The sequence below is a fragment of the Bacteroides gallinaceum genome (genome assembly GCF_030373775.1).
Taxonomy (GTDB): domain Bacteria; phylum Bacteroidota; class Bacteroidia; order Bacteroidales; family Bacteroidaceae; genus Phocaeicola; species Phocaeicola excrementipullorum.
In genome coordinates this window covers 1-1,033 of the sequence record NZ_JAUDEN010000074.1, presented here as the reverse complement: position 1 = coordinate 1,033, position 1,033 = coordinate 1, and the positions used below count along the sequence as shown (strand labels likewise).

The 1,033-nt window shown below is 39.9% G+C and carries 2 protein-coding genes and 1 pseudogene; 1 reads left to right on the top strand and 2 read right to left on the bottom strand.

Annotation, left to right across the window (positions count from 1 at the left end):
• Positions 1-180 (top strand): annotated as a pseudogene (locus QUW60_RS15005) (hypothetical protein); the annotation flags it as partial.
• Between the two features lie 181 nt (positions 181-361).
• Here the strand turns inward: QUW60_RS15005 and QUW60_RS15000 are convergent.
• Positions 362-511, bottom strand: coding sequence for a hypothetical protein (locus tag QUW60_RS15000; protein ID WP_289561502.1), 150 nt, complete (start codon positions 509-511; stop codon positions 362-364).
• A gap of 38 nt (positions 512-549) precedes the next feature.
• Positions 550-1,033: hypothetical protein (locus tag QUW60_RS14995; RefSeq protein ID WP_289561500.1), on the bottom strand; the 484-nt coding region annotated here is incomplete at its 5' end.

Genomic DNA, 1,033 nt, shown 5'->3' with positions numbered 1-1,033 from the left:
ACGGAAATGCCTCAAAAACTCATCCCAAATCAGCACACGATAAATTCAAAACAGTTTCTAAGATTTTCATCAGTTAGATACAACCGATTGAAGAATAAACGTTTAGCGGAGTATTTGAGAATCAGAGGTAACGATTTGGCAACCGTGCCAATTTCAGCGATTTGCGGTGCTGTCAAATAACTCTTCTGATGTAAAGGTATAACAATTCTTGGAAAAGACAATATCCGTTATCGGATTTTTGCCTTCCATCGTTGCAAATTATTCATTGGGAAAGAGATAATCTCGTGAAGTATAGCTGCATTTGTGACTGATTGCCGTTGCATCTGATACCCAAAGTCATATTTTCACCGGTTCCAGTACTTCAGCAATCCAGCTCCAGATACAGCCGGACAGCAAGATAGACGGATACAGCCGCTCCCGTCCGCCACAAGGAAGACATGTCTACCGGAACATCCCGATGGAAACATGCCAGCAGACAGAGAAGCAGGAGCGGCATTTCACCGCTCCGCAAAATAAAATAATTTTCCAATCTTATGCACAACTAAACAGCTAGAAAACAAATTCCTTATGTAAATGTTCCGATTCAAAACGATTGTCCTTCCTATAAGCTACCGCCAAAAAGACCTGAGCTTTTCTTGCATTCCACGCAAGTGCCTGAGTCAAATTATATACCTGTATGAACTGTTGCCCGGCCGGCAATTCTTTCAATGGAATCCACCTTCTATTTTGCGAATCATAATCCATCAACGGCAAAGTTCTTGAAGCAGAAATGCCATCAAATGTTTTATAATACAAAAAAATATGACTGCCGGCAGAAGTACCCCGATCTTGATTAATCAGAAAAACATCATTATCCCCCATATTGGAAACAGTCAAAGTCATCTCGTTTTTCGACTTGTCATACGTCAAGTTAAAGTCGATTTTCACTTCCTGCGCTTTACAGATACTACAAATCGCGCTCAAAGTTCCAAAAATGATTGTCAAACAAAGTCCTTTCATTGCCTTAATTATTTGATTCTTTCTGTATTTCTTT